Origin of the sequence: Legionella cherrii, from assembly GCF_900635815.1 — a bacterium.
Taxonomy (GTDB): domain Bacteria; phylum Pseudomonadota; class Gammaproteobacteria; order Legionellales; family Legionellaceae; genus Legionella; species Legionella cherrii.
Genome location: NZ_LR134173.1, coordinates 455093 through 479858, shown reverse-complemented (window position 1 = coordinate 479858; position 24766 = coordinate 455093). Strand labels below are relative to the sequence as shown.

The following is a 24766-nucleotide window of genomic DNA, read 5'->3' as shown; positions in this document are numbered from 1 at the left end:
AGGCTCTGTATTTGATAAATTATTGTGCCTATACAATCAGTTAATATTAGATGAGTTTTGCCTGAAAATTGGGCTTATCGAGATGATTTTAGTGAAGAGTTATATGGAGAGTGGGTTGTTGTTGGGTCGCGAGCCAACCTACTTGCTGTATATAATCTTGAAAAATCCCGACAATCTCTTGATGAATACAATTTTTTTACGAAATGATGTAATCAGTTTCCATAATAGAAGATTCGGAGGTAGGCCTTGAACCTTGAATAACTTTTTTTATTGAGTTGCAATTCAAGATTCAAGGCCTGACCCCATATACGTATACGCAATGAAGTGCTTAATTTAAAGAGGCCGTATGGTTAACCCGTTGTTCAGAGATATCAACACCTACAGGTTTGAATAGGCTAAGAGCTGAAACGTGTGGTTCTGATCGAATTTCTTCTAATACTGCTTCTGGTGTTTTGCCTCGCCAATTGACAGTCGATTGAGCACCAAAACTCTTGAGCAAGCTCATCATTTTTTCATTTCCTTTTTTTGCCGCCGCATGCAAGGGAGTTAAGCCATTACTATCGGTTTTATTTGGGTCCGCCCCATTGCTCAATAGAAGCATGACATAGTCATCCCATCCATTGTTGATGGCCACATTCAATTCCAGGTTGCCACTAAAGCTCAATTCATTTGGGTCTGCTCCATTTTCGACGCATAACATGCGGAGTTGAGGAGATAGATTGACATTTTGGAGGTTATTGTCTCGCATTAGGGCCCATGGGCTAACAATTTTAATCTTCGGATTTAAATCGAACCATCCTTTAGGAATAGCAATCGCTTCTTTCTTGTTGAGCTCAAATCCATTAGCTAACATTAATCTAAATGCATCCTTAAACGATGAGCTACCTTCAGAATATTTTGCCAGATAACTGAGTAATGAATTGAGATACATAGAACCAGCCGCTTCAAAATGAAACTTAGCGCCATCTTGAACTAAATGTTCAACCAGATAAAATTTATTTTCTTTGAATACTTGGCTGAGGGCTGACTTTCCTTTTGGACTAACATAGTTCACATGAGCTCCTAGCGCAACAAGAAATCGATACCTCTCAATTTCCTTTTTTTTATCATCGCCAGTATTTTCTGTAATCAACTTAAGGAACACTGAATCCCCCTGTTCATCAATTTGATTGAAGTTCAGCTTTTGATGCTTATTTAAAAAGCGAATCTCTTCTACTTCTAAACGACTCAAAATATTTAGGTACATATGAGAGTTAGGAGCTTGGTAGTATTCGGCATGACTTGCAGATATTGCACTAGGCGAACGATCAAATTCCATTTGAGTTAGGTAAGAGAAGCCATCGGTATTAGATTTTACCAGCTCTTCAAGAAGCAACATTCTTTTATCTGCATCATAACAATGCCTTATGTCATATAAAGATGTCTTAAATTGTTCATAACGTTCCAATACTGGAAAACAATCTGGATGTATTTTCAATCCCTTGGCGCGCAAGTATTCCAAATGATGTCGTCCTAGGCTGGTGTAAGCTAAAACCGCTTTTAATCCTTCGATATCACCTGACTCGAGACAATAATCTATAACGGTTAGTCCTTTCTCATCGGGTTGGGAGGGATTAGCGCCCTCTTCTAACAGATAACGCAACATTTTAAGATCTTTATTTTTAAAGGCTTTAATAAGCATAAGACTATTTAGTGATGCCCCATTGGAGTGGAGTAATCTGACAATATCCATATGGCCTAATTGCACAGCTTGTTCTACCAGCGAAGGTTCTACACCATGAATTCGGTCAATGCTTAGATAATATTTAAGGTATTCTTTATCCGAAAGCAGCTGCTTAATTTGCTCAACATCATTGCCTTGGACGGCTTCTTGAAATTGTTTAGCAATACCAAAATAACTTTTCAGCCAGGAATATTTCTTTTGATTTTCAGGATCCTGCATACAAAGCAGCATTTGTTGTTGGACTACACCAAAAGTAGTTTTATAAGCATCCATAAAACCAGTAAAGTCTAATACATTTAATTTATCCAGCTCAAAAGTCGTTGCAACGGCTTCTTCTGAAAATAAGATATCAACTAAACGATTTAGCTGAACCTGTTGTTGGTTTAACATTCCATTAGATTGAAAAATTTGCGCAAATAACTCGCGGCAAAACTGTAATTTTTCAGCGAGTGAATGTTTTGGGTTAATTTGTTCGAGTTTTTTAATTAGCTCGTCTTCCTCGTCTCCCTTTCTATCAACCTCTAAATAAAAATTATTTATCTGATTAGAATAGTATGTTGATTTAGTTAAAACACCCACCATTCCAGTAATCACAGCATATTCATTACTGTTTAAAAGCCTTTTTTGCTGTTCTGTGATCACTTGCCCTAGGGTATAACCCCTAACAAACTGCCGAAATTCATTATCTATTAAAGAACCAACAGCTTCGCTATAGCTTCTTTTATGTTGATTATTTGCTGTCGCGTGTAGTTTCTTTCCTAAGTCAATCATTGAATTAAAAACTGCTTTATGTGCTTCGGAGGTAAAAGATAAGAGCACAACATGGTAGAGATCATGCAATGCGAAGCCAAAACGACCCGACTTAAGATTATCAGCCTCTGTTTTCTCATACTTGCCAGGAAAACTTATACCAAATGGGTGTGCATCTTGCTTATGCATCTCATAAACATCATCAAAATCATCATCACCAATTCGTGCGAGGAGTTTCCTTGGTTTTTGTGCTAATACATTGAGAGTAGACTGAATCATTGTCATTGAAGGAATAATAAATTCGTATGCCCCTTCCTTTTTTTTCCTTGGCATAAATAAATCAAAACCAGTTCGAGCAATCGCTTCAAAAATTCCAAATTGTTCACCAGGATTTTTAACGGTAAAGGTATAAAAGCAACGCTCTGATTCTGGAACATCTTTCTTAAATAAGGATTCAAATAACCGTTCCTTCGACTTATCATCCATTTCATCGTTTAATACCTCATCCCCAAAAAAATTATTCCCCACATGTTGAATACTCAGAAATTCGTTTAACTTCTGTTTTGTACCTTTATCCTCTTCCGTTAACTGATAAGCCTGACACGAAATTTGCTCTTTTTGGGGGTAGTCTTTAAACGCAGCCCAAATAAGTAACATGGAAATAAATTGTGCTTCAGTTATCTCTTCGTCTTGAAGTGCAATTAATGCATACTTAGGAAGGTCATCATGGAAAAAAACCGAGGAAGACATTTCTCTTTTATGCAATGCATTAACTAAGCTCTTGGAGCCTTCCTGCATTTCGGGTTGATCTCGATATTCTTTGAGATCGGCTAAAATAGACTCAGAGTTTTTAAAAATGGGCAATTGACTTAAATCTCGCATGAGTAACCTCAAAAATTATATAGGCAAAAAATCGAAGCATAATACTAAAAGATCAAAATATAATCAATTAGGTTTAAATTGGTCAATTGTGTTTTTTTGTAAAGCTTTTAAGGCACAACAATACAAAAAGGGGCAAGTTTTGATATTTTTAGACTAAATTTATAACTCGAAAAGAGATCGCAATTAATTTAGCAAGCGCAGCAATTGTCTTGAATTTTATTTGAAGACAGTTGCTACGCGCTGTGCCCAATGAAAAAACTATACGGCAAGTAGGTTTTGTTCGGCTCTTGCTGCAGATTCGATACGCTCAATTTCCTCTGAGCCAACTGAAGAAGTTTTAAAGAAGCCAAAGCAAGTTAAAGCACCTACCGTGACCCCACAGCCGCCACTGATAAAAAGCAATTCAGCAGTAGATCCTGTTGCAATACCTGCTAGCAAGGCAAAAGGCCCTGTCCAGGCACTGGAGGCGCAGCCTATGGCAAAACCAATGGTAAATACCAGCAGACTGGTAATAACGGCTGTAACAATACCAGCAAACGCATCTTTAAGGGTTACCGGTTGATCATTCAAAATTCTTTTGCATTCCTCTATGCACATCTTGATAAGCTCCTCTTTATCTGTACGATTAGTCCGCAGATAAATAATCAACAGGTCTATTTGCACTCCAAGTTGCATAAATTGCTCATCCGATAAATTAAATTTTTCGGCGGCAGTAATAAAATCATCTATGGCTTGATAGAGAAGCGAGCTGGGATCTAATTTATTCCTGGCTCGTTGTAACGGATGAGAGGCACCTGGGCCCAGGGCCTTCATGCGTTGTGAAAGATTGACTAAACTTTCCCCATTATCTTGAGCTGAAAAGAAAATAGATTCTGCAAAACCTTTTGTGTTTTCAGGAAGTTCGGAGTTTATTTGTTGAAATATAGAGTTGAGACGTTGGTCGTTAACACATTTATCATGTTTTGTACCCACTAAAATGAGGGGAGCATTTGGATTGTGTGCTCTAAATTGAACAATTTTTTCTTTTATCTCTTGGACAACATAGTTTTCGGATACATCAACACAAAAGAGTGCTATTTGTGCATTGGATATCAGCTGGGAATTGATTCTTCCCCTTTGTGAAAGATTTTTAGTTTTCCATATATCCCATTCTTTTGAACGGAAAGTTTCATAATTAGAGGTTGATTTCGACGATGCGTCAACAGGCCAACCCGTCAGCAATTGGCAAAGTGTAGTTTGACCTGAGTTCTTACCACCAAAAACAACTACTTCAACAGCCATAATTTTAATCTCTTAAAAGAAACAGATTGGGCGATTGTAATGCATTTTAAAAAAAAGGCTATAAATCAATGGGGTAACAACTCGATTAGTTTGCTATTTTCTTCTGAAATTTTAGCAAGCATACCAAGCGTAGGCTGGCTGCAAAGCCTAGGGACCGATCTTAAGTGTTACTGGAAATTGATACTAAAAAAGAAGATTAACTCCAATATCAGACTATTAAATGACTGTTATATACTTGTACAGCGCGAATCAACTTGATGCTCTATTTGATGTTCTCTTTGTCTTCCGTCAAAACATAATTCCAAGGGACTTTCGATTAATCTGAATGCAATTTTTTTTAGCTGGTCCTCAGAATTTCGGCCATGCTCAAGTTGTGCAGGTGACAAGTCGTTAAAAACTTCCCCAGTCCTACCGTCAATAGCAAGTGATTTAGAATGACCATCATTACAAACATCGGCTGAAAGAATCTTTGCGTTTTTATGGTTTTCCACAAGTTCTATAATTTGTGCTGCTTGTTTTTTAGAGCTCCAGTCGCCACCGTGCAAATGAACCTCTAAAATGTCATTATCATCGCTGGATATCCTTTTAAATAATGACTCTACTGAGGTTAAAGAGGTGAACTTATCAACATGCGCTAATAAAGCAGTTTTAGTAGTAGCATTCCAAATTGCAATAATGACGCAAGGTCCTGCGCCATACGAGCCTAAAATGGGTTTTAAGCTTGTATTATTAGTAATTCCAATTTCATGTTGTAAAACAGCATACCCCTCTGTCGATGAGAAATTTCCTTTTGAAAGTCTCCTGCTATTTGCAGAATTTGCAAGTGCTATTAGACTGATTTCTTTTTCGAATCCTACCTTGCTCTCTTGGTAATTTGCTGAAAAAAAACCACTTGGTCCGTTACATTCCGGTCCATTATAGACATATTGACCGTTTGTAAAAGATATAACATTTGAAAAATGACTTACGAGCTCATTTTCAACATTTTTATCAATTAGCTGCTTGCCACCATTAATTCCTGTTGCATCATTTAAAAAATCAGCCAATTGAGCAACAGGTAATTCTTTATGATTCCAATTCTTATCTTGAATTACAAATCTTGGGCCTACTGTGCCGCATTGGCCGTCAGGATAAGATATAATTGCTCTAATATACGAACTTTCTATATGATTTTCTAAACGATGCATAATATTATCCTTATGAGAAACAGGACTTAAATTTAGCCATTCAAGCAGCTCCTGTGCTAATCCGAATTTTAATGAGAACGGACTAGTACAAAAATAACTCAATCCCATGGCTAATATTATCATCTGAATATTAAATTAGTATTAAATTTATAAAAATTGTATTAATAATGATCATAAATTTCTGGTCAATCATTACTACATCTTACTGCCTCGTTCGGTGATTCAGAGCAAATAAAATGGCTTATTGAACAGGGTGCTGCCTTAGATGTTTATGTTTCACCAATCAATTGACGAGTGAGGTTGACCTAATCAACCCAAAAGGTGCACGAAGCACTATTCGACTCGCTGCAGAAGGCTATTTATAAAGTGCTATAATTACCTGTGTGAGGTTAATTATGTACATAGATCCGATCGATGACGATGTTATTTCCTATAAATACGCACCTTTCTATGCGGAGTGCGATTCGAGAAATGTAATAAATATTGAACCAGGCCAGGCTCATGGAATTTTCGCCTCCGGCATGACTGAATGTGTTTCGTTTGCTTTTTTTATTAAAGAGAATGACGAAGTTAAGCGTCTGTCTATGATTCATTTCCCAGGGGGTATTTCGAGCGCTACTTTAGAATCCGAAGTGGGGAAAGAGGTAATAATGGCAATGGTGGCTCATGCGCCTAAGGGTGCTGAAATTGACGCGGTAATAGGATTCAGCAGTTCACACTATCCCAACGGCTTGTATGATGATATGGAAATTTTAGATGTCCTTGATCAGCAACTTACCGAGTTAGGATTCCAACTGACTAATCTGCATCTTTGTCAAGGGAATGGTCGAAATTTAGACGAGTCAGGTTTTAGTTTCGGGATAAATTTTAATGGTAAATATGGCGAATTTATAAATTGCCATGGTCTCATTGCTAAAGGGAACTTAAATTCAAAAGAGGCTTGTGTCAATTACAGCGATACCCCCACCAATCTATCTCAACTGAGCTATTTGCTTCATTTGGCGCGTTTACGCGGTGATAAGCAACGATGGGATAAGTTACAAAAGGACATTCAACGCCTGGAGAAAATCCATTTCGATAAAGACTTTTCCCAAGTGAAGGATATGTCGTTTAAATTGGCACAGGAAGATATTCCATTTAATAATCCGGCCCAATTAAAAGATATGATGCTCAGAGCGCGAGAGGGAGAAAACAAGGAATTATGGGAACAAATAAAAACCGCCATAGTGCAAGAAATTGAGCAGTGTGATGATAAACATGCGTCGCTAGTGAAATATAAATCAATTTTAAAACTACATTTTGAGAAAAATTCTGCAAATCGATATGAGGGAAGTATTTTCAGTAGAACTTTTCAACAAGGAGAGCCTACTCATTGGCGACAAGTCAAAAAATATGACGCAGGACCTCAAACTGCCGCTGGTGCACAGGTGTCGACATCAATCGATTCTGAGTCTCCTGACCCAGAATCATCGAATACTCTAAAAGGGTTTTGAAGAACCGCTATGGGCAAATAGCGCGTTCTAAGATCTCAACTTTTCTGAGGTATCTAAATGGCTTTAGCTTCATCCGGTTGCATCACCTCCTTAAACGTCATCCATAACTTTTTCTCGAAATCATAAAGTTTACATTGTTTAAAAATACTCAGCACGTGACTCAATTTAAAACGATACTCATGAAAATAGATTCCATATTTTTCTTTTAAAGCATGATGTGCCTGGGGTAAATTATAAAATGGAATACGCGGATCCAAATGATGCGGAACATGGATCATGATATTGTGCAGTAAGAGCCTTGATATTTTGGAGCAATGGATAATGGTACTGCAATATAAAGCACCGATAGAATGAGACCACTCGTTTTTCACATCAAAAAAGGGAATATTAGGATGGGTATGATGTAAATAGACGATAATGGCAATAAAATAATTAAAAACAATAAAGGGTATGAGAATGGAAAGTACTATCCCCATTACCCCTCCGGCAAAAAAATAGGATAAAATTGACACGATAAGTGCGTATAAGAGCACCATTATTTTTCCCTTTTTATAATACCCTCGTTCTTTTTTGTTTTTACCTGGGTTGAAACGCAGCATTTGTTCCCACCAAATCCTGCGTAAATAATGAAAAGCGCTTGTAAAGAAACAACGTTCAATTCGATACATCCCCCGTTGCATTACGGAGAGTGCTCGATATTCCTCGGAGGTTAAAGGGCGCCATATCCAATCGATAGGAGAAAAAGAAGCAAACCCATGATGGACTTTATTATGGCCAAAACTCCACATCCGATACACGTTCAAAGAGGGGAGCATGGCTATGGTTCCCAGGACTTCAGCGACTTTGCTGTTTTTAAAAAGTGCGCCATGTGCTGCATCATGAGCCCAAACAAAAAGCATCGCAGTAGAGAGTCCTGAAATTAAACTTCCGACCAGCTGCAGTTTCAAATTAAACGATGAAAAAATAAGACTCAATCCAAATAAGAAAAGAAATAAGTCCAAAAAATACCAAAAAAAATGTTTTAACATAAGAGCGGTTATAACATGCTGGAGGAATCAATGTTCGTGCAACAGATGATTTTATTAACTTCACATCCTTCCATGAATTTTTGGGGATCAAGCTCATAAATACTCCTTAAGAAGGATTACAACATACACAATACTTTCTTGCGAATCGGATTTTATTTGAGCATATTGTAAATGATTTTTTAGCAGAAAACCTTGATTTAGATCATGGAATGATTATTAAATTTTCAAATTGGGTAAAAGCATAGGGCACAGAAACCCAAACGAACTAATTCACTATCCCGGCCATTAACTTGAGCTGGTCTAATTGCAGAAATTGAACTTTCTTCTGTTCGATGGAGATTATTTTATTTTCTTTAAACTGAGAAAATAAGCGGCTAACTGTTTCTGCTGTTAATCCCAGGTAGTTTCCAATATCCTGACGAGACATGGGTAAAATCAATTCCATATGTTGTTCACATCCATGTAGCCGTTTAAACAAGTCGATAAGAAAAGCGGCTAAACGTTGCTCTGCAGTGACAAAATTTAAGTAAGAACCCACCGTTAATTTTTGACTGATTAAATACAAAATATGTTTTTGCAGACTGGAGTTAGAATTCAATAAACCAATAAAATGATTATAGGGAATTTCGCACACAACAGTCTCAGAAAGGGCAACCGCTGAGAAAAGATAAGTACCAGAGGCAATCGCTTCAAATCCTAGAATTTCTCCCGCAAAATAAAAACCCCGAATTAATTCATTTCCTTCACGATCCACTTCAAAAGTTTTTAAATTTCCTGATTTGATTGCATAAAGGCTGTGAAATGTATTTTGAGGAAAATACAATGCCTGCCTCTTTTTAAGAACATGTTGTTGTTTTACAGCCGAACTAATTTGATTTATCCAGTGAGGGCTGCCTTCTTCGAGAGTACAAAAAGGGAAAAATCCGCAGTTGGAACAGGAGTGAGTTTTATTAACTGTGTCGCGCATCAGAGAGTACGGATTGCTAAATGACATAGTTTATCTTGTTTTGAGACTTTTTTGTACTTTTCCATGACCTAGATCAAGGCTTTTGAGCGGATAACGTAGATACAATGCGGCAAAGTGAATAAAAAAATCAGCAAGTAATTAAGAGGTGATTAAATGATTCCTGCAACTGATGTAGTTGATTTGTCTCGATTACAGTTCGCTTTAACTGCATTATACCATTTTTTATTTGTCCCTTTGACCCTGGGATTTTCTGTCTTATTGGCAATTATGGAAACCGTGTATGTCATGACCGGTAAAGAAATTTGGCGTCAAATGGTTAAATATTGGGGCGTTTTATTTGGAATAAATTTTGTTTTAGGTGTCGCTACCGGTTTAACAATGGAATTTGAGTTCGGAACGAACTGGTCCTATTATTCGCGCTATGTAGGGGATGTATTTGGTGCTCCATTAGCCATAGAAGGACTAATGGCATTCTTTCTGGAAGCAACTTTTGTAGGATTATTTTTCTTTGGTTGGGAGCGCTTATCCAAATTTCAACACTTGGTGTGTACCTGGTTACTCGCTTTAGGTACTAATTTATCAGCGTTATGGATTTTAATAGCAAACGGCTGGATGCAAAATCCTGTGGGTGCTTATTTTGATTATCAAACCATGCGCATGGAGGTGAGCAGCTTTTTTGATATTTTATTTAATCCGGTGGCACAAGCAAAATTTGTACATACCATTAGCGCTGGGTATGTTACCGGTTCGATCTTTGTTTTATCCATCAGCGCTTATTTCCTGTTAAGAAATCGCAACAAGGATTTCGCAAAACGATCAATGACTGTTGCTGCCTCATTTGGTTTAGCTTCGGCGTTATCGGTTGTTGTCCTTGGTGATGAGAGCGGCTATCTTGCCAATGACGATCAGAAAATGAAAGTAGCTGCTATGGAATCGATGTGGGAAACCGAGAAGACTCCCGCCAGCTTAACTCTTTTGGGTATTCCCGATGAGCAAACAAAAACTACAAAATATGCTATTAAAATTCCATATGCTTTGGGAATTATTGCGACCCGCTCATTGAACACTCCTTTATTAGGGATTAATGAGCTCATTGAGGATGGAAAGGAGCGGATTAAAGATGGCCTGTTAGCCTATAATGCATTAGGCAGCTTACAACGTGATCCTGATAACAAAGCGGCGAAAGAGCACTTACAAAGCCATGTTAAAAACTTAGGTTATGCCCTTTTGCTGAAAAAATATACGGCAAATCCCTCTGAGGCAACTGAAGAACAAATTAATCAAGCCGCCAATGACTTGAAACCTAAGGTAGCCCCCCTCTTTTTTTCATTCCGGGTGATGGTTGCTTGTGGCTTTTATTTCATCTTTTTGTTTGCTGTAGGTTTTTACCTTTCAGCTAAAAATAAACTGCATGTTACACCATGGTACCATCGGATGGCATTTTATTCCTTACCATTGCCTTGGATCGCGGCCGAATTGGGCTGGGTAGTTGCTGAGTATGGGCGACAGCCCTGGGTTGTTCAGGGGGTGTTGCCGACCTTTATGGGCGCCTCTTCTTTATCAATCGCTCAAGTCCTGACTTCGTTAACTGGGTTTGTATTATTTTATACCGTGCTGGCAATCGTAGAGCTGTACCTCATGGTTAAGTACATTCGATTGGGCCCAGAGGAGATGCTTGCCCATTAGACATCTGTATCTTTTTCTTTATCGATTAGGGTTCGAGAAGATTAAAGTGAATCACCCACCTTCATTATGGAGTGTACAATGATTTTAGATTATGAAACCTTAAGAGTAATTTGGTGGCTATTACTAGGCGTTTTATTAATTGGTTTTGCGATTATGGATGGGTTTGATCTGGGGGTTGCCATGTGGTTACCCTGGTTTGCCAAAACAGACACCGAACGTCGTATTTTAATTAATACAGTGGGACCTACTTGGGAGGGTAATCAGGTATGGTTTATTCTGGGCGGCGGGGCAATTTTTGCAGCGTGGCCAGATCTCTATGCACTCTCCTTTTCCGGGTTTTATTTAGCGATGCTGGTTGTCTTACTGTCATTAATTTTAAGACCTGTAGGATTTAAATACCGGTCTAAACTGGAAAATTCTCTCTGGAGATCCATCTGGGACGGGCTGCTTTTTATAGGCGGATTTGTGCCTGCGCTCATTTTTGGAGTGGCGGTAGGCAATGTTTTACAAGGCGTTCCTTTTTATTATGATGACAGTCTAAGAGTGATGTATACAGGGACGTTTTTTCAGCTACTTAATCCCTATGCCTTGTGCTGTGGTGTACTTTCAGTGTTCATGCTTGCGATGCAGGGGGCTTTTTTTCTCCAGATAAAAACAGAAGGTGTATTGCAACAAAAAGCAAGAAGAGGGGCGCGTTATGCCGCTTTCTTGATGACGCTGTTATTCATCTTGATGGGCTTTTGGACTCATTTCATTGATGGCTATACCTTAAGCCAGCCCATGCTCCATGATGGCCCATCTAATCCTTTACACAAAGAGGTAGGCCGGCAAATTGGTGCTTGGTTCATTAACTATAGTGATATGCCGATTTCGCAATTGGTTCCGCTTTTAAGTATTCTCTGTGCCTGGGTGGCTATCTTGCTAGCGAATAAGGCCTTGATTGCATTTATTTTAAGTAGCCTCAGCGTTGGCTCATTAATAGCCACAGTAGGCATAAGTATGTTTCCATTTATTCTGCCGTCATCCACTCATCCCAAATACAGTTTGATGGTATGGGATAGTTCATCGAGTCAAACGACTTTATTTATTATGCTCATTGCGACTGTAATTTTTCTTCCTATTGTTCTTGCATACACCGGATGGGTGTATCGGGTTCTACGTGGAAAGGTTAATGAAAAAACAATTAAAGAACAAATATCTTCATACTAAAACTAAGGAGAAAAAAATGTGGTATTTCTCTTGGATTCTTGGAACTGGACTCGCTTGTTCATTTGCCATATTAAATGCCATGTGGCTGGAGCTACGGGATGACTATAAAAAAACGTAAGAATCCAAATTAGGTCGGGTATTAAGGGAAAGGACGGAGTCATAAAATGCATATAAAAAAAGATATTGTCACCATTGGTGCAGGTCCAACTGGGTTAAGCCTTGCAGCGTCCCTTGCCCATACTTCTTTGCTAATAGTCTTAATAGATAAGTTACCTAATTGGATAGCAGTTTATTGACTAACGATTCGCTTGTGGCCCAGCTGCTCAGTCAGTGTAGCTTAAGGCTCGCTAATCAGGATTTATTGCCTTTTAAAGGGATTATTATGGATTATTTGGCCGGTAGGGCAAGCCCTATCACCTCGCTTATTGAGAAGGTTGGTTCATGTTTTTAAATGATGTATCTGAGCACTTAATATTAAATTACGAAGGGCAGTTTCCACGGTATACGAGCTACCCAACTGCCCCTCATTTTTCTACGGAAATTAACGCGGCAACTTATTCGCAGTGGCTTGGTGAGATCCCGGAGCAGGACACTTTGTCCTTATATGTTCATATTCCATTCTGCCAACAATTGTGTTGGTATTGCGGATGCTATACGAAAATTAATAACAAAAAAAACTCTATTGAAGAATATATTAAAGTATTGACGCAAGAAATCGCATTGGTTGCGAAACGATTATCCCCCCAGACCCCCTATGTCACTCATATTCATTTTGGTGGCGGCTCACCAACGATCTTACCCCCGCAGTTATTTTTGCATTTAATGAACACTCTTCGTGAAGCCTTTAATGTAGCTCCTCATGCAGAAATCGCGATAGAAGTCGACCCTCGTACAGTCAATGAAGAAAAAATAAACGCTTATGCTACCGCCCTCGTGAACCGAATCAGTATTGGTGCCCAAGATTTTAATCCCGAGGTGCAGTTGGCGATCAATCGAGTGCAACCATTCGAATTGGTTCAATCATGCGTCAATCTTTTTAAGCAGTACGGCATGAACAATATAAACCTTGATTTGATTTATGGATTACCCAAACAAACCAGATTAAGTATTAAAAATAATATAGAAGCTGTTACCTTATTAGATCCAGACAGGATCGCTTTTTTTGCCTACGCCCATGTCCATTGGATGAAAAAACACATGCAACTGATTCAGGAAAAGGATCTCCCCAATGCTGCGGAGCGAATAGAGATGTTTGCTTTGGCTTCCGAACTGTTAAAACAAAAAGGGTATGTACCTGTTGGGTTAGATCATTTTGCTAAACCCACAGACTCTATGGCACTCGCGTTAAGTGCAAAAAGCCTCAAAAGAAATTTTCAAGGATACAGTGTTGAGAGTGCCTCGCATTTGATTGGGCTGGGGACTTCATCCATCAGTCAGCTCCGCAATCGGTATGTGCAAAATACCTCGGAGCTAAGGCAATATAAAAACGATATTTTAAATCAGGTCTTACCCATTGTGCGCGGAATAGAAATTTCAGTAGAAGATCAATTAAGAAAATCGATTATTAACGATATTATGTGTTATCTGGAAGTGGATCTTAAAAAAAAATGTACTGAGTTTCATTATCCGCAGGATTATTTTGCTAATGAGCTTCGCTCGCTAGATCATTTAGTCAAAGATGGGCTGGTGCTAGTTAACAATGACGTCATTCAAGTCCACCCTAAAGCAAGACAGATAACCCGAGTGGTGAGCAGCTATTTTGATCGCTTTTTTAAAAGCGATGCGCAAAAACATTCAAGAATCACTTAAGATGAGTAATATAGAACCAAGTCTTAATCGATGTTTTTGAAAGGCTTAATGACTTTTTCTAATTCATTCATTTCTAGGTAATGCATCAAAATCGGACGCAGTCTAGCCTACACTGGCTATTGCCACAAAAGATTGGTTCTGCGAACTAAATTCTGTTTCCGGTAATATCAATGAGGTCAGACGCGATTGGTTTGATCCCATGATTATTAAAAGAAAATAGAATTCTCCTGTGATGATAACTGCTTAGAAGCTGATCATGGTAAATTAATCGATTGGACTCCATGGATTCCAGTGGTGAAAGCCATGTGACTTGTCAATATAATCGGGCCCAATGGCTTGTAGCACAAACTCAATAAGACTTAGCCATTCAATTTTTGCCGTCTCGGTGGAGGCTGGTCCTCCAGGTGTTGCGAATCATTTTGATATAACTCACTTTCTTTACGGACATAAGATGGCTCAAAAAATACTTGGGCTGAGCGTGGGAAAAAGGTCACCTTAGATTGTTCCGTAGCGAGAACAGCAACCTGATTAGATGAATCTTTAATGGTGGTGAGCATAAACTGGGCATCAGCGTAACGATCCAACTCCTGTGATTTGCTTGAACAAACTAATGAATGCTCGATGTTACTTTGCATTTCGCTCATTATACGTTGTTTTAATGATTTGCTTATTTCAACTTGGTTATGAACTTGAACTATAGAATCGTGTAATTTTTTTAGATTATCAAATAATGAGTCCAGCAATAAACCATTTCGAATGATTTTTTTATAATCATCATTTGCTTTAAAAATATCTTTTAGATTTTCATATAGATCAAGTAACCACTCTGCTAAAACCGCCGTAGGGAAATGTGATTGTTGTATATGATGACAAAAATGATAAACATTGAGGTTGTTACTATAATGTTTCCGATAATTAAATGCTTTGAGCTGGTCTTTTATTTCAGGGAGGTATTCTTTAATTTCGGCCATATTTTTAATGTAATTGTCGATAAACTCACTCACATTCCCCATTGGTTTTTTACAATTGGAATCAAGTACCACTACAATGCCAGCTAGTTTTGGGAAGTGCTCCTCTAATTCTTCCGAGCTGAGCTTTAAAAAATTAATTTCTCGGATAAGCTGGCGAAAGTCAGCTTCAATTATTAAATATCCTATATAAGTTTCCAGAGATATGCATAATTGATGAAAAGCATTTGGTTTTAAGGGGAGTTCACACTTATTGGCAAAAATATCCTTTAGCCCAATTTGGATAAATCTTTGTCGAGAGCTATCATTCATCGGATCGATTTGACAAAGCATATGAAATTTGTCGACAGCAAGCCCTATGAGATTAAAATAGTTCGTTATTTCAGGGTATTTTTGTTTTAATTGATTATTAACCGAATGCAATTGATGAAGTTCTTTCATAAAAACAAAATCGTTCGGTTTAGGATATTTATGTTCTTGATGCAGGAGTTCATAGAGAGCTATTAATTCATCTTTCTTTGCAAGGGATAATTGATTCCACCAGTTTAGCAAGCTGGCTTTCTCTAAAGCAGAATTCCACTGTTGCTGAAGTCCAACCTTAAGGGTATAAGGGGATGCAAATTCGAGTAACAGGTGATAAAGCTCGTCCTCTGTTTTAACATTTTTCCTTGATATTATTTCGGCAAGCTTTGGCTGAATGCTGATAATTTCGGCATAATCACGCCAATTCCCACCAAGAAGAACCTCAGTATTTGTGCGAAAATTTGACGGTCCTAGTTCCACCTCAACTCTATCAGTATAAAAAATTTGCGGAACCTCGTGCTGAAAATAAGGAACGTCCCATACCGTTCCTTCTTTCACCTTGATATCAGTTTGATCCCCATCATGGTTTAGTCCGTTTGTTCCTCCGGTTAAATGAATAATCTCAGCAATTTCAGAATGTAAAAAAATAAAATGAATGTATTTACCACCATAAGCCAGTACTGTTGCTAATCCCATTCCTTTATCGTATTCAAAGGTGCTCAAATATCCTGAATCTATATATCCACCTTGATGATTAGGCAATAAATTCAAATGGGTAGCTGGATTTACGCTATATTTTTCAAAATGTTTTGGACAAATAGAGGTTAAATTATCTGTTCTAATAAATAACTTACGAGGAGGAGGACGATTAGTTTCTTTTTCAAATTGACTAAACACAACGACACCATATCGTGAAACGACATTATTATAACCACACAATTAATATTGGTCAATTTGATTCAATATTGATCCTTGTGTGTAAATTAATGTACTGTTATCCGCACAAGAATAGGAGAGAGAATCAATCAGCAAGTAACCCTTTAATCAATCTGATAACCGCGATAAATCCAATTGATTAAAGGCTATGTTCCTATTGAGCATGGGGCAGAACTTTGTGATGAATTTTTTATCTCGCCATTTTCCTCTATTCGAAACTTAATGCGCTCTTACCCTGGTCGGAGAATTTATTCTAAGGTGAGGTTTGACACTGCATTGATAATTTCAATACAATGTAATGCATAATATTTGTTTCATTTGTTTAATATGAGTGGCAAAGGGTTATCTTATTGGCAGCAAGCTTGGGATAATGCAGGATTCCTTAAAGATTATCAGAATGCTGATTATTTGTTGCAACGTTATGCACGACTATCGTTTACTTCTTATGGCAAGGAGGTAGCCAATTTTTATTTTGGTGAATCAAGAAGTATTTTTACTCCAACTATTAATTCTAAAAACAGTCGCTCTACTCCGAAAAGACAACAAATGAGTAGTGTTATTGAGGATTTACAAGGCATCCTTAAGGGGCGTCCTATTTATAAAGATGGTGATTTGCATAACATACTTCGAGTATTTGCCGAAAAGACGAATCATGATTACACGCCATCTTTTACTATTGTAGAAAAACCATCCTTTTTTGCACATTTTATTTTCTTGGAATTTTTCTTTTCGTTTTTGAAGCGATGTTTTGGGGGAGAACACCTTGAAGAAAAAGAAAATAGTTTCTCACAGAAAAATTAAAAATCATTCACGCTGAGTCCTGGGAAACTGTTTTCAGAGGGTTTTAAATTCAAAAGGTCAGTTCTGCCATTTTGTGTACAGAATTATAGACATAAACTATACCCAATCAGGAATAAGATTTGTACGGCAGTCACGGTGAGTCCGTTTTGTATCATTGCTTTGATATTCTCGCTCCCAGCAAAACCCATTGCGGCAAACATATTCGCACCAGGATAGGCATAATTCGTAACACGGGTGGCGAAGATCATCGCTAAAGCGAATGTGATCATGGGCAATTGCATCTGAAGCACACTCGGAAAAAAAAGCTGATGCAGCATTTTAATGGTTGCTTCAGCAGCGCCAGGCATGCCAAAAGCCCCAGTGAAACCAATTAGCATTGTTAATACTGGTTTTCCACCTAAATGAATTAATGGGGTTAATAGTTCGGTTAATGCACTAAATCCCCCCGCCTGATGAATCAAAACCATAAACGGATCAAATAAAATAAACAAAAAGAAGAGATTCAGGCTTTTTTGCATCCCGGTAATTAACAATTTAAAAATTTGATTTAAGCTCAATTTGCTTGTCAATCCAGTAATCAGGGCTAGAAATAACATGACAAAAATAACGTAGGCAGTTTTTGCTTGAGTCAATAAGCCATACACAACACATCCTATAAAGGAGATCAAAAAAAGCAAAGTGGTGCGTTTTTGTTGTTTATTGGGGGTAAATGGTTCTGAGGTGTCCTCTTCTTCGCAAGATTCATTCGCATACTGTCGTTGCAATCGATTAGCCATAACCCAGGTAGTAATTAAAGTAATTATGGCGATGGGAAGTGATGCATAAAGAAGTACAGACTCATAGTTGAGCCCTGTAATGCCCAGTAAAGCCACTACTGGAGGGGCAAAAGGCCCAATAATTAACGCTTCTTCAGCTGAAGCCTGCATTAATACAGCCAAACTGGGGCGTGATAATCCAACTGAGCCTGCAATAGGACGTAAACTGGGAGCTAAAATAGCTAATCCTCCTGCCAAGGTGCCAAGTAAGCCTACAATGATAAAAGAGGAAAGCACTATGCCAATTTTAGCCCGTCGCTGAGTATTGATTCCAACCCCATAAACAATTTGGTGCACCAAAGTATGACTGACTTGAGTATGCGTTAAGATCTCGCCCAGGCCATGGCCTAGCATGATAATAAAACCAACTAACGCCATGAATGATCCTAAGGCACCAGCCAGGGAATTTCCGATAGCAATGGGGCTACTCAGATTCCACAAATAGCCCAATCCCACACAGAGTGCCGTTGCGATTAAAGGATTAACATTGCGAAATAACATCACAACATAAAGGACAATAATGGATAAACTGGCCAACTGAATATAAAAAGACATTAACGGATCACTCCAATCTTATTAAATCCTTGGTTAATCCCTTCAATTCCCAAACCTGGTTTATCTGACAAAATAATTTTATTACCACGGCGTTGTGCCCCGCCTACAATATAATTGTCACGAATCAGATAAATAGGATCAAGGTCCGCATAGGAGATATCCGGTTTACTTAAAGCAAAACTCGTTATCGCGGCAACGCCAATGGGGGATTCCAGCATACATCCGACCATTATTTTCATTTGTGCCGTTTTTGCAATAGTGTAAATCGCTTGGGCATTCTCAATACCTCCCGATTTCATCAACTTAATATTGATGCCATCACAGGCATTCATTTTTGCAATATTCAGTGTATCTTCGGGGGAAAAACAAGCCTCGTCGGCAATGATAAGGCAATCAACTTGTTCGCTAAGGGTTTTTAGGTGAACAAGATCCTGGGCATTAATTGGTTGTTCTATCAAAGGGATATTCAAACGCTGCTGTTTCAATGAGTCAATAACCTTTATGGCATCTTCATAAGACCATCCCTGATTGGCATCGACAAGTAATGTGATCGAGTCGCCTACAGCCTGTCGAATAGCATGGACACGTCGGATGTCTTCGATTGGATTTAATCCTAATTTTATTTTTATAGTTTGGTGCCCTTGATTGACCAGGTCAATCGCATCATGCACCATCGCGTCAACCTCTTTAACGCTTATAGTAATGCATGAGTTAATGCTGTTCGTATTACCCCCCAGCAATTTATAAAGGGGTAAGCCGCAAGATTGAGCAAACAAATCATGCAAGGCAATGTCAATGGCCGCCTTTGCAGAGGTATTCCCTAGGATGGCCTGTTGATTCATTTGAAGTAATAAATTCAATTCAGAAATACTTCGTCCAATTAACTGCGGAGCCAGGATGCTTTTAATTGCATTAATAATTGATTCCGTACTGTCTCCAGTGATGGCAGGAGTTGACGCGGCTGAACCATAACCCAGATTGCCACTATCGGTTTTAATGATTACCACCACATCCTCAACACATTCGGTACGTCTTACGGCCGTGATAAATGGGCGTATTAATGGAATAGTCAATTGCGCAATCTGAATCTCCGTAATGTTCATCAAAGCACCTTTGAAACGGATATTTTTTAATTGAAATGATGGAACAATATACCTCATTTTTTTAAATTCAACCAAATACGCTGGAGTTTGAGAGGGGCAGTAAATGCCAGGGATCACTTTTTATTGTGGTTGAAGAGTCAATGTTCTATCGTTGATAAGTTGTTCATCTAATAAAACCAATTATGGAATGAGCGTGATGGGGAAATTAAAGAATAAAATTGTCTTAATTACAGGCAGCACCAAATCAATTGGTCTTGCAATTGCTGAGCTATTTTGTAAGAAAGGTGCCACAGTCATTGTCACCGGCAGACTAGCAACCACGGAGGGAGAGAAATTTGCCCAATCAATAGGGGCAAGCGATTATCTAACCCTGGATGTTTGTTCTGAACAAAATTGGCAAGAGGTTGCAACTTATGTTGGAAAAAAATATCACAGGCTTGATGTTTTAGTGAATAATGCCGGTATCGATTCTGCTCCCAAATCGGATAAATCCCAAGATATAGAAAATTGCTCTCTTGACGATTGGCGAATGGTGCATGCGGTTAACTTGGACGGAACATTTCTTGGGTGTAAGACGCTGATGCCACTTTTGAAAAAAAGCGCCAATGCGTCAATTATCAATATGGGGTCTCGGTCGGGTCTGGTAGGAATTCCTTCTCATCTTGCTTACGCATCGAGTAAGGCTGCCATCTTGAATCTTACAAGAACGGTAGCCATGCATTGTGCCAAAATGGAGTACACGATTCGCTGCAATGTCATTGTTCCTGCAGCCATTTTGACTGAAATGTGGGACTCTGAATTTGGCCAGGATGAAGAACGTCCTCGACGTCTTGAGGAATACACCAATACCATTCCATTAAAGCGTATGGGGAAAGCAAGTGAAGTCGCCCAACTTGCTGTTTTTTTAGCATCTGATGATTCTTTGTTTATCACCGGCTCCCAATATAATATTGATGGTGGCATTATGGCAGGTAGTGGTTCCTATGGGTCAAATAAAAACAGTTCAAAGAATCGGTTTTTTGGCTTGCCCATTACAGCAGATAAGGCAGAAGATGAAACTCCTCGCGCAAAACCTGTTCATTTACAGATAAGTGCGGGAATCAGCCGTCTTTAGGGTGAAGTCCTTGGATTTTGGATTAGCAATATTGATGCTTTAGTCATAATAAAAAACTATTAAATTCAAAATCCAAGGCTTGTTCTTGTATGTTTCGGTTTCTCTCTAATGAGTTTTCTTTTTTGAAATTATATTTAATATGATTTAATATTTTGCGCAGAAAGGCTAATTTATATCTTTTCTGCAAAAAATAATTGTATTCCATGGAGAGAGTGTATTATGTTTTCACGAATGATTTCATCAGGGTTGTCGTCAATTAGTTCTTTATTTTCAGAAACCAAGCAGGAAGAAAAATCACAATTTCAATATGAACTCAATGATGAGGAACAGAAACAGCTAAGACATTCAGAAGATAAACCTAAAGTTGTTGCGCTTTATGATGAACATGATGGGGCAGTGAACGCCGATTTGGCAATTCAGCACTTTGAAAAAGATGGATTAGACGTTGTCAGAGTTTCTCCAGAAGAGGGATTAAGTCACCCTACTTTTACAAGCACTACTATTGACGGGATTTATTTGCCAGGTGGTTCCGATATTCCTGTCGAGGATGACAGTGATCCACGTAAAAAGTTTGAAGGCCAACTAACCCAACTTGCACGCACTAAAGACATTCCTCTCATTGGTATATGTCGCGGTGAACAAGCTATTGGGTATCATAACCGTTTGGCGGTGGAGGATTTGCCCGACTATGAGCAGCATTATGGCGGCGCGAATAACGGAAGTAATCCGGATTCAAATAATACCGTTGTTGTAGAAAAAGGAAGTCAATTGTTTGCCGCATTACAAAATGAATTTAAGGAAAATAATGATGGGCCCCTGGAGTATCCTGTGACATGCCTTCATCATCAACATATACCCGATAATCCAAGTCCTACTGAGATACAGGTCACAGGCCGCAATAAATTTGATAATACAATTGAGAGCATTGAGATAAAAACGGGTAAATATTTTACATTTGGTGTACAACATCATCCCGAAGTGCTTATCAGTTCTTGTGAGGATAAGCGAAAGGAAAAAATTATCCAGGTAGAAAAAGAAGCTGAAGAAGCCCGCTTTAGTGCGAACTTTTTTGATCCCGACACTGCGGTTTATGCAGAACATCGATATTCTCAAAAACTGAGAGAAGCGCATTCGCAATCAAGAGATGAACGAGCCGCCAGGGCAGAGATGGGTTTTTTTACAAAACAAGTTAAAAAACGCTTTCTTGAACACAGTTCACAACAAAAAGAAACACAGCCTAGTGGTGTAGATACCCCTGAGCATTCTAATGTATTTGAGTTCTGGTGCTAAAGTCATTCTAAGCTTCTAGCTCTTATGCCAGGGAAGGCAAAGAGCGGATAGAGAATAGTACCGCCCGATTCGTCATTAATTTTGATTAAAATTCCGTTGCTTAATCAAAACTCCTCCTCTATTGGTTTTTCCATCTTCAGGTACCGCCCAGAGAGTGCCTATCTTGTTTTGAGCCCATGCGAAGAACAAGCCTATATAAAATTTATAAGCCTATAATAAAAATTATATGTGCTAATAATGGTTGGTTAAGCTAATGAGAATACAATTTGGATATTCAATGACACTGTTTCGCTCATTGTCTAAATTTAAATTGAGGTACACTATCATGTTTCAAAAATTTTCTGAATTTTTATCGGATTTCAGGGCTCTTAACAAAGCAAAAAGCAGCAGCGAACAGACGCCAAAATTTGAATTCGCTTTAGATAGGGATGAAAAAGAACAACTAAAGCAATCGAAAGAAAAGCCAAAAATTGTCACCCTTTATGATCCATTAGGGGGGACTACCTATTGTGACATGACGATTGAGTATTTTAAAACTAAAGAGCTTGACGTGATTCCGGTTACACCCCAGGAAGGGTTAAGTCATCCCGTTTTTAGCGGTAAAATCAATGGCATCTATTTACCCGGGGGCCCAAATGTTCCAGTACATGATCCCAGTGATCCGCGTAAAAGGCTTGAAGGGGAACTTACAGAACTAGCCCAAAAACGGGATATTCCTCTTTTAGGCATATGTCGGGGACAACAAACAGTCGCACACCATCATGGATATACTGTCACAGACATCCCAAGCTATGATAGGCATTATGAGCATTCTTATGAAATATATGAAAAAACTCAAGATCCTAACCTCAACAACAGAGTGGTCGTTGAAGAGGGAAGTCAATTATATAATGCGTTACACTATAAGCTGAGGCCCAAGGATAGAAGTACTATAGAATATAACGTTACTTGTCTGCATCATCAACATGTAGAAGAAAGTCAGGATAATCCCAGTCTTCTTGTATCAGGACGTGGTAAATTTGATAGATCAGTTGAAAGTCTTGAAAAAAGGACCGGGAAATATTATACCTTGGGCTTACAACATCATCCTGAATCGGTAATCACCCTATGTAAAGACGCAAGAGAAGAAAAAATTAAAGAGGTAGAAAAAAAAGCTGAAGAAGCCCGATTTACTTCGAATTTTTTCGAGCCAGATGCGGCGATTATTGCAGAGCACCAATATAGTCAAAAACTCAGAGAAGTGCATTTAAAATCAAAAGATGAAAAGGCAGCAAGAGCGGAGCTGGGCTTTTTTTCAAAACAAGTGAAACATCACTTTCTTGATGATGCTCCGAAAAAAGAACAAGCACAAGAACCCAGTCATTATTTTCCTTGTGCTTTCTAATGTTCAATTTATAGTTTATTTCCTGCACCAAGGAAGGTGGCAGGGGAGCTTGGTCTCCATGGAATTTCCTTTGCTTGTTCCATCTTCGGGTACCGCCTAGAGAGTGCCTATCTTGTTTTGAGCCCATGCAAAGAACAAGCCTCAATAAAATTTATAAACCTATAATAAAAATTATATGTACTAATAATGGTTAGTTAAGCTAATAAGAATACAATTTAGATATTCAATGATCCTGTTTCGCTCATTGTCTAAATTTAAATTGAGGTACACTATCATGTTTCAAAAACTTTCTGAATTTTTATCGGGTATCAGAGCTCTTAACAATGCACGAAGTATCAGCGAAGAAAAACCAAAATTTGAATATTCTCTAGACAAGGAAAAAAAAGAGCAATTAAAGCAAGCGGACGAAAAGCCAAAAGTTATCGCACTTTATGATAAATCAGGCGGTACTACCTATTGCGACCTTACGATTGAGTATTTGCAAAAAAAAGGGCTTGAAGTGGTTCCGGTTACCCCCGAGGATGGCTTAAATCATCCCGTTTTTAGCGGTAAGGTCAATGGCATCTATTTACCCGGGGGGCCCAATGTTCCAGTACATGATCCCAATGATCCGCGTATGAGACTTGAAGGTGAACTTGCTGAATTAGCCCAAAAACGGGACATTCCTCTTTTAGGTATATGTCGGGGACAACAAACAGTTGGACATCATCATGGTTATAAAATAGCAGATATCCCTGAAGATGCTCAGGAGCACCAACCCCATTATGAGCATTTTGAAACAGTATACAATGAAACCCAAGATGCTACCTATAATAGTAGAGTGGTCGTTGGAGAAGGAAGTCAATTGTATAATGCATTACACTATAAGCTGAAGCCTAAGGATAGAGGTAGTATAGAATATAACGTCACTTGTCTGCATCATCAACATGTAGAAGAAAGTCTGGACAATACCAGTCTTCTCATATCAGGACGTGGTAAATTTGATAGATTAGTTGAAAGTGTTGAAAAGAGGACCGGGAGATATTATACCGTGGGCTTACAACATCATCCTGAAGCGGTTATCAGTGCGTGTGAAGAGGCACGACAAGAAAAACTGAAAGCGATAAAAGAACAAGCATTCCAAGCTCAACTTGATGTAAATCATTTTTCAGATCCCGAAATTGCATACATGATGGAGCTTAAATATGCGCAACGACTGAAAGACGCTGCTCTTTTAAAATCAAGAGATGAGAAAGCAGCAAGAGCGGAGCTGGGCTTTTTTTCAAAACAAGTGAAACATCACTATCTTGATGATGCTCCCAAAAAAGAACAATCACAAGATCTCCGGGATTATTTGCTTTGGACTTCCTAATGTTCAATTTATAGTCTATTTCCTGCACCAGGGAAGGTGGCAGGGGATCTTTGCCTCCATAGAGCTTCCTCTATTGCCGCCGAATCTAAACCTAAAACCAAAATATCTGATTACCGTACTCGCGAATTTAA

Annotated in this window: 18 protein-coding genes; 10 read left to right on the top strand and 8 right to left on the bottom strand. The window is 38.5% G+C overall.

What is annotated here, in order from left to right; translation table 11 throughout:
• Positions 1–328: 328 nt before the first annotated feature.
• The 3 genes from EL022_RS02005 to EL022_RS01995 form a co-directional block, all read right to left on the bottom strand.
• Positions 329–3355 carry an ankyrin repeat domain-containing protein gene (locus tag EL022_RS02005; RefSeq protein ID WP_028381667.1) on the bottom strand — a complete coding sequence of 1009 codons (3027 nt, stop codon included), beginning with the start codon at positions 3353–3355 and terminating at the stop codon, positions 329–331.
• A gap of 258 nt (positions 3356–3613) precedes the next feature.
• Positions 3614–4636, bottom strand: a complete 1023-nt coding sequence (locus EL022_RS02000; protein WP_028381668.1) for a GTPase domain-containing protein — start codon at positions 4634–4636, stop codon at positions 3614–3616.
• A gap of 227 nt (positions 4637–4863) precedes the next feature.
• Positions 4864–5823, bottom strand: a complete 960-nt coding sequence (locus tag EL022_RS01995; protein ID WP_028381669.1) for a hypothetical protein — start codon at positions 5821–5823, stop codon at positions 4864–4866.
• A gap of 395 nt (positions 5824–6218) precedes the next feature.
• Between EL022_RS01995 and EL022_RS01990 the strand changes: the two genes are divergently transcribed.
• Positions 6219–7316: a hypothetical protein gene (locus tag EL022_RS01990; protein ID WP_028381670.1), complete on the top strand. Its 1098-nt coding sequence runs from the start codon at positions 6219–6221 to the stop codon at positions 7314–7316.
• Between the two features lie 53 nt (positions 7317–7369).
• Here EL022_RS01990 and EL022_RS01985 read toward each other — a convergent pair whose 3' ends face one another.
• Complete coding sequence (locus EL022_RS01985; RefSeq protein WP_241972228.1) at positions 7370–8344, bottom strand: fatty acid desaturase; 975 nt, start codon at positions 8342–8344, stop codon at positions 7370–7372.
• A gap of 265 nt (positions 8345–8609) precedes the next feature.
• Complete coding sequence (locus tag EL022_RS01980; RefSeq protein WP_241972227.1) at positions 8610–9338, bottom strand: Crp/Fnr family transcriptional regulator; 729 nt, start codon at positions 9336–9338, stop codon at positions 8610–8612.
• Positions 9339–9464: 126 nt separating this feature from the next.
• Between EL022_RS01980 and EL022_RS01975 the strand changes: the two genes are divergently transcribed.
• From EL022_RS01975 to hemN, 4 genes are all read left to right on the top strand, one after another.
• Positions 9465–10997, top strand: a complete 1533-nt coding sequence (locus EL022_RS01975) for a cytochrome ubiquinol oxidase subunit I (protein WP_028381673.1) — start codon at positions 9465–9467, stop codon at positions 10995–10997.
• Positions 10998–11075: 78 nt separating this feature from the next.
• Positions 11076–12206 carry a cytochrome d ubiquinol oxidase subunit II gene (gene cydB, locus EL022_RS01970; protein WP_035901080.1) on the top strand — a complete coding sequence of 377 codons (1131 nt, stop codon included), beginning with the start codon at positions 11076–11078 and terminating at the stop codon, positions 12204–12206.
• A 16-nt stretch (positions 12207–12222) separates the two neighbouring features.
• Entirely contained in the window at positions 12223–12324 is a 102-nt protein-coding gene (gene cydX, locus EL022_RS01965) for a cytochrome bd-I oxidase subunit CydX (protein ID WP_028381675.1), read from the top strand.
• Between the two features lie 323 nt (positions 12325–12647).
• A complete protein-coding gene (hemN, locus tag EL022_RS01960; protein WP_035901083.1) occupies positions 12648–14015 on the top strand; it encodes an oxygen-independent coproporphyrinogen III oxidase in 1368 nt (455 codons plus the stop codon).
• A 359-nt stretch (positions 14016–14374) separates the two neighbouring features.
• On the opposite strand, the gene EL022_RS01955 is transcribed toward hemN, so the two are convergent.
• The gene (locus tag EL022_RS01955; RefSeq protein ID WP_051544482.1) at positions 14375–16183 is read right to left on the bottom strand and encodes a hypothetical protein; all 1809 of its coding nucleotides are present in this window, start codon (positions 16181–16183) and stop codon (positions 14375–14377) included.
• A 348-nt stretch (positions 16184–16531) separates the two neighbouring features.
• On the opposite strand from EL022_RS01955, the gene EL022_RS01950 reads away from it, so the two are divergent.
• Entirely contained in the window at positions 16532–17023 is a 492-nt protein-coding gene (locus tag EL022_RS01950) for a hypothetical protein (RefSeq protein WP_237761368.1), read from the top strand.
• Between the two features lie 83 nt (positions 17024–17106).
• Here the strand turns inward: EL022_RS01950 and EL022_RS01945 are convergent, their stop codons facing one another.
• Positions 17107–18393 (bottom strand): Na+/H+ antiporter NhaC family protein, encoded by a 1287-nt coding sequence (locus EL022_RS01945; protein ID WP_028381678.1) that lies wholly within the window; start codon positions 18391–18393, stop codon positions 17107–17109.
• A complete protein-coding gene (locus tag EL022_RS01940; protein WP_028381679.1) occupies positions 18393–19496 on the bottom strand; it encodes a dipeptide epimerase in 1104 nt (367 codons plus the stop codon). The genes EL022_RS01945 and EL022_RS01940 overlap by 1 nt, the downstream gene beginning before the upstream one ends.
• Before the next feature lie 196 nt (positions 19497–19692).
• Between EL022_RS01940 and EL022_RS01935 the strand changes: the two genes are divergently transcribed.
• The 4 genes from EL022_RS01935 (at position 19693) to EL022_RS01920 (ending at position 24635) form a co-directional block, all read left to right on the top strand.
• Positions 19693–20610 (top strand): SDR family NAD(P)-dependent oxidoreductase, encoded by a 918-nt coding sequence (locus EL022_RS01935; protein WP_051544483.1) that lies wholly within the window; start codon positions 19693–19695, stop codon positions 20608–20610.
• 219 nt (positions 20611–20829) lie between these two features.
• The gene (locus tag EL022_RS01930; RefSeq protein ID WP_028381680.1) at positions 20830–21900 is read left to right on the top strand and encodes a gamma-glutamyl-gamma-aminobutyrate hydrolase family protein; all 1071 of its coding nucleotides are present in this window, start codon (positions 20830–20832) and stop codon (positions 21898–21900) included.
• Between the two features lie 325 nt (positions 21901–22225).
• A complete protein-coding gene (locus EL022_RS01925) occupies positions 22226–23284 on the top strand; it encodes a gamma-glutamyl-gamma-aminobutyrate hydrolase family protein (protein ID WP_051544484.1) in 1059 nt (352 codons plus the stop codon).
• Between the two features lie 274 nt (positions 23285–23558).
• Positions 23559–24635, top strand: coding sequence for a gamma-glutamyl-gamma-aminobutyrate hydrolase family protein (locus EL022_RS01920; RefSeq protein ID WP_028381681.1), 1077 nt, complete (start codon positions 23559–23561; stop codon positions 24633–24635).
• Positions 24636–24766: the final 131 nt, after the last annotated feature.